The sequence below is a fragment of the Rhodoluna sp. genome (genome assembly GCF_044232805.1).
Lineage (GTDB): Bacteria > Actinomycetota > Actinomycetes > Actinomycetales > Microbacteriaceae > Rhodoluna.
Map to the genome: position 1 here is coordinate 1 of NZ_JBIILG010000054.1, position 6025 is coordinate 6025.

The 6025-nt window shown below is 48.6% G+C and carries 7 protein-coding genes; 3 read left to right on the forward strand and 4 right to left on the reverse strand.

Annotation, left to right across the window (positions count from 1 at the left end; all coding sequences use genetic code 11):
• Positions 1–1200, forward strand: a 1200-nt coding sequence (locus AC9UES_RS06170; protein WP_509527703.1) for an adenylosuccinate synthase, incomplete at its 5' end; no start/stop codon positions are given.
• On the opposite strand, the gene AC9UES_RS06175 is transcribed toward AC9UES_RS06170, so the two are convergent.
• Entirely contained in the window at positions 1197–1781 is a 585-nt protein-coding gene (locus tag AC9UES_RS06175) for a hypothetical protein (protein WP_509527705.1), read from the reverse strand. The two genes, AC9UES_RS06170 and AC9UES_RS06175, sit on opposite strands and share 4 nt — an antisense overlap.
• Before the next feature lie 50 nt (positions 1782–1831).
• On the opposite strand from AC9UES_RS06175, the gene AC9UES_RS06180 reads away from it, so the two are divergent.
• On the forward strand, positions 1832–2425 hold the full coding sequence (locus AC9UES_RS06180) for a hypothetical protein (protein WP_509527708.1): 594 nt from the start codon (positions 1832–1834) through the stop codon (positions 2423–2425).
• Positions 2415–2786 carry a hypothetical protein gene (locus tag AC9UES_RS06185; protein ID WP_509527710.1) on the forward strand — a complete coding sequence of 124 codons (372 nt, stop codon included), beginning with the start codon at positions 2415–2417 and terminating at the stop codon, positions 2784–2786. The genes AC9UES_RS06180 and AC9UES_RS06185 overlap by 11 nt, the downstream gene beginning before the upstream one ends.
• On the opposite strand, the gene purL is transcribed toward AC9UES_RS06185, so the two are convergent.
• Genes purL through purS form a run of 3 tightly spaced genes read right to left on the reverse strand, consistent with a single transcriptional unit; the run spans position 2783 to position 6012 of the window.
• Complete coding sequence (purL, locus tag AC9UES_RS06190) at positions 2783–5065, reverse strand: phosphoribosylformylglycinamidine synthase subunit PurL (protein ID WP_509527712.1); 2283 nt, start codon at positions 5063–5065, stop codon at positions 2783–2785. The two genes, AC9UES_RS06185 and purL, sit on opposite strands and share 4 nt — an antisense overlap.
• Positions 5062–5757, reverse strand: a complete 696-nt coding sequence (gene purQ, locus AC9UES_RS06195; RefSeq protein WP_509527714.1) for a phosphoribosylformylglycinamidine synthase subunit PurQ — start codon at positions 5755–5757, stop codon at positions 5062–5064. The genes purL and purQ overlap by 4 nt, the downstream gene beginning before the upstream one ends.
• Positions 5758–5760: 3 nt before the next feature.
• Positions 5761–6012 carry a phosphoribosylformylglycinamidine synthase subunit PurS gene (purS, locus tag AC9UES_RS06200; RefSeq protein ID WP_509522821.1) on the reverse strand — a complete coding sequence of 84 codons (252 nt, stop codon included), beginning with the start codon at positions 6010–6012 and terminating at the stop codon, positions 5761–5763.
• Positions 6013–6025: the final 13 nt, after the last annotated feature.

Sequence of the window (6025 nt, forward strand, 5' to 3'; positions counted from 1 at the left end):
GTTAGATACCAAGGCGGAAACAACGCCGGACACACAGTCGTTATCGGGGACAAGAAGTTCGCTTTGCACCTACTGCCTAGCGGCATTCTCACACCCGGAGTAATTCCAGTAATTGGTAACGGTGTCGTGATTGACCTTGGGGTTTTGATTAAAGAACTAGATGGACTGATTGAAAAAGGCGTCGATGTTTCCAAGCTAAAGATTTCTGCCAACGCACACATCATTACTCCTTACCACGTAACGATTGATAAAGTCTCAGAGCGCTTTTTGGGCAAGCGCGCTATCGGAACTACCGGCCGTGGAATCGGACCAACCTACGGTGACAAGGTAGGACGTCTGGGAATTAGAGTCCAAGATCTATTCGACGAGAGTATTCTTCGCCAGAAAGTCGAAGCAGCCCTTGCTCAGAAAAACCAGTTGCTTTCAAAGGTTTATAACCGCGCCGGTATAAAGGCGGAAGAGATTGTTCGCGAACTACTTAGCTACACCGAGCGTCTTGCCCCAATGGTTTCCGATACTGCTCTAGAGCTTCACCTAGCTCTAGAGGCTGGAAAAACTGTTTTGCTTGAAGGTGGCCAGGGAACACTACTGGACGTTGATCACGGTACTTACCCGTTCGTAACTTCGAGCTCACCGATTGCCGGTGGAGCAACCATTGGTACAGGAATTGGTCCAACAAAGATCAGCTCAGTGATTGGAATCCTAAAGGCCTACACAACTCGCGTTGGATCAGGACCTTTCCCAACAGAATTGTTTGACCAGTGGGGCGAGTTCTTACGCGACAAGGGCTTCGAGTTTGGAACCACAACCGGGAGAGAGCGTCGCTGCGGTTGGTTTGATGCACCGGTTGCAAAGTTTGCAACCAGAATTAATGGACTAACCGATATCTTCTTGACCAAACTTGATGTTTTGACTGGCATCAAAGAGATTCCAGTTTGTGTAGCTTACGAAGTTGATGGAGTGAGAACTGAAGAGATTCCAGTTTCCCAATCAGATTTTCACCACGCTAAGCCGATTTACGAAAACTACCCGGGTTGGGATGAAGACATCACCGGCGCGAAGACTTTCGAAGATCTTCCTAAGAACGCTCAAGACTACGTCCTAGCCCTTGAGAAACTGTCTGGAACTAGAATCTCCGCAATCGGAGTGGGTCCTGATCGTAACGCGACAATTGTTCGCCACGATTTACTTCGTGCCTAAGGTTTAAGGACAAGCGGATATACCGCGTCTAACCAAATACTGTTTTGTCCATCGGCTGCCGAAAAGTAAATTGCCGCGTCGGCTTTCGCGTAGCCACCGTTCTGAAGTAAGAACTTGTAAACAACAGCTGATCTATCTTCTGGAACGTAACCTAGCTTCAGCCCCGAGACAAATACCGCTACCGCGGTTTTACTGCTTCTATTTCCAGGATCCACAATCAAAGTGGCTACATCATCCCAATCTCGACCGTCAATCAAGCCGACATTTTTTTGCAGGGCAGAAAAGTTTGGTGCGTAGAACGTTTCCCCAACAACTTCAAAGCTGAAACTTTGGTCCCCAAGAAGTTCCCTGGCAGAAACTGCGGTCATTGATCGGTTTGCGTCCAGAATATTTGGAAGCGGCTTATCACCAACCACTTTTAGAGTGTCGGCTTCAAGCGCGGATTTTCTAGCTCTAGATAGGACTACACCCAAGGCGATAAGTCCACCAAATACCAAAAGCAGCCAAGGAGCTGCTTGAAAGAACTGCGCAGCAAGGGCAAAGATCAAGACCCAGGCAATTATTCCAAAACATGTGCGCATGTTTTCCAATCTAAGCCACGGGTAGGACAAATTCTTGGTTAACTTGTCTTGTGACCAGATCTGAATACGCAACCGAACCCGGCGAGAACGATGAAGCCATCGATCGTTGGGGTTCAGCTACTTTGGGTCAAGACCCGCTGCTCGCGAGCTTCACGCTGGAGCCATATTCCGCGGTTCGACCACATGTTCCGTTCTATAGGTTTTTTCACTACCCGGACATTTTGGACTTTCGAGCAAACGGTTTCGAAGTTGATCACTTTGTGGAAATTTTCGACTCCCTTGACGAAGCAAGATTCTCTCAAGCGTTGCAGGTTCACAGGCTGCTTCGCCAACGTGGCGGAAATCTAATTTGGAATGCAAGACGAGCTAGGGAAATAGAGTTTTCAGTCAGAGCCTCGTTACACAGATTTGGTATTTCAGATGTTCCGAGTTTGTTGAGAAAAATGCTTGGTAGGGCATTTCCTGACGAGTCAATTAGTAGTCTTTCTGTAGACCTAATCAACGTCTACTTCTGGGCATGCCTTGCACTAGTAGCAAGAAGGTATTCCTGGAAAGAACCCGCACTTGAAAGATACGCCGACTACCTGGAACTGCCATTGCTAATTTCAGGTTTACTGCCAGAGAAGGAACAAAATGCTGCTTAGAAAACTAGTTCTTGTATCTGCAGGAACACTACTTCTAACAGGCTGTTCCAGCCTTAGCCTCCCTGATCAAGCCGATGCTCCAGCTTGTGAAGCGATGAGTTCAGTTCTTGCTACAAAACTTGAAACACTACCGAGCGGTGGTTTTGACGCCACTGCGCTATCAAGTGCAATAGCCAACGACGTGCTATCCGTGGCTCCCGAGGCTTTCCAAGCCAACATCCAGAGAGTAGCGGATGCCCTAGCTACCGACCTAATAAGCGCAACTGAGGTCGCAGCTGCCGCATCGGAGATAGCGATTCGCTGTGCACTGGTGGGAGTAAATCTAGAGTTTCCAAACCCTCAGGAGTTTCTAGGCGGTTAGCCAAACAAGTCAGGCAGGGTGTTTACCCAAGGGGCGCGAAGATCGTTGAGCTTCCAGGTGGCCAAATCTTGAATGACAAGCTGGTCTGTGTCATCAGTGACTCCAATTCGAAGAACTGGAATTCCTCTAGCCTCGCAAAGACCGACAAACTTCACGTCATCCTCGCGACCCACGCTAACTAGCACTCTTCCGGTTGATTCAGAAAACAGCGCTGAGGTTCGATCAACACCATCTCGCTCACAAATCTCAGTGAGCCACACCCTGGCTCCCATATTGAATCGAAGAACTGATTCGGTCAAAGTTTGTGCAAGACCGCCCTCAGATAAGTCCATCGCGGATGCAATCAGACCCTGAAGGCTTGCGCCATGCAGCAATTCCGCAAGTTTCTTTTCGTAAGACAGATCCACTGTTGGAGGGTGACCACCAAGGTGTGAGTGAACCACGTCTGCCCAAACCGATCCGTCTAGTTCGTCTTTGGTAACACCAAGAAGATAAAGATTGTTGCCATCGTCTTGCCAGCCTGATGGAACTCTTCTGGCAACATCGTCAATAACTCCAAGTACTCCAACAACGGGAGTTGGATAAATAGCAACATCGCCGGTTTGGTTATAGAAACTTACGTTTCCACCTGTTACTGGAATTCCAAGCTCTAGGCAGCCATCGGCCAAACCGGTAGTTGCCTGCTTGAATTGCCACATCACACCAGAATTTTCCGGTGAACCAAAGTTCAAACAGTTAGTGACGGCAATGGGAACTGCCCCGCTTGTTGCAACGTTTCGGTAAGCCTCAGCAAGCGCGAGCTTGGCGCCTTCATAGGGATTTAGTTGGCAGTAGCGACCATTGGCATCTGTTGATATCGCAACACCTAAGCCGGTGGTTTCTGAAACTCGAATCATGCCGGCACCATCCGGATATGCCAGCGCTGTGTTACCTCCCACATACCTGTCGTACTGGCCAGTAACCCAAGACTTATCTGCCTGGTTGGGGCTAGAGATAATTTGAATGAATTGGCTCGCCAGATCCGAAGAGTTTCCATTTACTCGAGCAAGTTTCCTGGATTCACCAGTATCTTCATTTAGCGGCTTTTGGGTTGTTGGTTTCTTGACCGGTCTTTCATAGACCGGACCGTCGTGGGCAACTGTGCGGGGAGGAACGTTAACGATTTCTTCTTTGCCCCAATTGATGTAAAGACGGTCTTTCTTGATTACTTTGCCAAGGACCGAGTACTCAACTTCGTGGCGATCAACAATTTTCTTAAAGCTCTTTAGGTGCTTCTTGGGAACAATCGCCATCATGCGCTCTTGAGACTCGCTCATCAAAATTTCTTCGGGGGTTAGTGACTCATCGCGAAGCAATACGTTCTTTAGCTGAACTTTCATCCCGCGTCCACCATTGGATGCAAGTTCACTCGTTGCGCAAGATAACCCAGCTCCTCCCAAGTCTTGAATTCCGGCGACAACGCCTGCGGCAAACAATTCCAGGCAGCACTCAATTAGTACCTTCTCGGCGAATGGATCGCCAACCTGTACGGCAGGCCTGCGGCTCGGGCCAGTGGCATCGAAAGTCTCGCTGGCCAAAACAGAAACGCCACCGATGCCATCTGCGCCGGTTCTAGCTCCAAACAAAACAACCAAGTCGCCTGGGTTCTCAGCTTTAGCAAGTTTCAAATCCTCGTGTTTTAAAGATCCAATACTTAGAGCATTTACCAGCGGGTTACCTTGGTAAACCTTGTCGAAAACAGTTTCGCCGCCAATGTTTGGTAACCCTAGGCAGTTTCCGTAAAACGAAATTCCATCCACGACTCCGTGCACAACACGTGCTGTGTCTGGATTCTCTGGTGCACCAAAGCGCAGTTGATCCATAACTGCTATTGGTCTTGCACCCATTGTCAAAATGTCGCGAACAATTCCACCGACCCCAGTTGCGGCTCCCTGGAAGGGCTCGATATAGCTTGGGTGGTTGTGGCTTTCAACTTTGAAAGTTACTGCTAGACCTTCGCCGATGTCTACTACACCCGCGTTTTCACCCATTCCAACCAAAAGATGTTTTTTCATTTCGGGAGTAACTTTTTCACCAAACTGACGAAGATAAATCTTGGAGGATTTGTAACTGCAGTGCTCACTCCACATCACCGAGTACATCGCTAGCTCAGCGCTGGTTGGGCGTCGATCTAAAATTTCACGAATATTCTCGTACTCATCTTTTTTGAGCCCAAGCTCTGACCACGGTTGCTCTTTATCTGGATCAGCTTGCGCTTGCTTGGTGGTGTCGATAATCATGCGCTAACAACCGAATTCAAAACCGACTGAAAGATTTTCAGCCCATCGATACCAGAGCGCATCGCTACTTTTGAGTCTGGACCAAAACCAGGCTCTACTGCGTGTTCTGGGTGAGGCATCAAACCAACCACATTGCCGCGTTCGTTTCTAAGACCCGCAATGTCATTCATTGATCCGTTGGGATTAACATCTAGATATCTAAAGGTTATTAGGCCTTCACCCTCGAGCATCTTGATGGTCTCTTTGGTTGCGATGTAACCACCCTCGCCGTTTTTTAGTGGGATGGTTATTTCATCGCCTTTTTGAAAAGCGTTAGTCCAGGCACTGTCAACATTTTCCACCCGAAGCTTTTGGTCTCTGCAAACAAAGTGCTGTTTTTCGTTGCGAATGAGTCCGCCTGGCAACAGGTGAGATTCGACCAAGATTTGAAACCCATTACATATTCCCAAGACAGGCAGACCTTGATTAGCTTGTTTCATGATGGTTTGCATAACTGGAGCTTGAGCTGCAATAGCACCGCAACGCAGGTAGTCCCCGTAGCTAAAGCCGCCAGGTAAAACTACGGCGTCAACTTTCTTGATTGTTGAATCTGCGTGCCATAAAGAAACCGGCTCACCGCCAGCGAGTCTGATTGCTCTTGCGGCGTCGCGGTCATCCAAAGATCCAGGAAAAGTGACGACGCCTATTTTCATTGTCTAGTCTTGCTCCACAGTCACCGAGACAACGTCCTCGATAACTCCGTTAGTTAGAAAACTTTCCGCAATTTTTTGGGCTTCAGCCAATTGGGCAGCCGTTGGGTTTGAAGAGTAATGCAATTCAATGCGCTTACCGATTCGAACTGCCTTGATTGCCTTGTGACCGGAACGCTCTAGGGCCTTGGCTACGGCCTTACCCTGTGGATCTAGTAGGTCTTGCTTTGGCATCACCTGAACAACAATTTTCGGCAACTAGTGGCCCCCT

What these genes read in the sequence shown, in the direction of transcription:
- AC9UES_RS06175 (WP_509527705.1), bottom strand. Translation starts at nt 1,781, where the DNA reads ATGCGCACATGTTTTGGAATAATTGCCTGGGTCTTGATCTTTGCCCTT.
- AC9UES_RS06185 (WP_509527710.1), top strand. Translation starts at nt 2,415, where the DNA reads ATGCTGCTTAGAAAACTAGTTCTTGTATCTGCAGGAACACTACTTCTA.
- purL (WP_509527712.1), bottom strand. Translation starts at nt 5,065, where the DNA reads ATGATTATCGACACCACCAAGCAAGCGCAAGCTGATCCAGATAAAGAG.
- purQ (WP_509527714.1), bottom strand. Translation starts at nt 5,757, where the DNA reads ATGAAAATAGGCGTCGTCACTTTTCCTGGATCTTTGGATGACCGCGAC.